This window comes from Paraburkholderia sp. SIMBA_053, assembly GCF_046534895.1.
Taxonomy (GTDB): Bacteria; Pseudomonadota; Gammaproteobacteria; order Burkholderiales; family Burkholderiaceae; genus Paraburkholderia; species Paraburkholderia caledonica.
The window spans coordinates 1-340 of record NZ_JAWRXU010000277.1; the positions used below are offsets into that span (position 1 = coordinate 1).

At 64.4% G+C, this 340-nt stretch carries 1 protein-coding gene; it reads right to left on the bottom strand.

The genetic code is table 11. From position 1 onward, the window contains the following. Positions 1 to 340: hypothetical protein (locus SB753_RS35615; protein ID WP_410804787.1), on the bottom strand; the 340-nt coding region annotated here is incomplete at both ends.

Sequence of the window (340 nt, forward strand, 5' to 3'; positions counted from 1 at the left end):
TGCGTCGGCGCAAATCTCGAATCACGTACCGCAAACGGCACCAACGCACCGCTTTGCCATGCGGCAACGCACGCGCTGCGCTGCAGTTTCCCGCTCGAAGTACGCGGCAAATCGCCGGGTTCGAGCAGCAGAATCAACGCGGCTTCGTACTGAAATACGTCACCGAGCGCGGCCGCGATCGCATCGAAAATCGTCTCCGGCGACACCTGCCGCGTTCTGCCGCGCGGCACTTCCGCCGCGACGCCGATCGCTTCGGCGCCATCCGCTGCTTCAACCGGAAACGCGGTGATGCGCCCACGGCGCAGCCACTCGACGCGATCCGCGAGCATTGTTTCGAGAT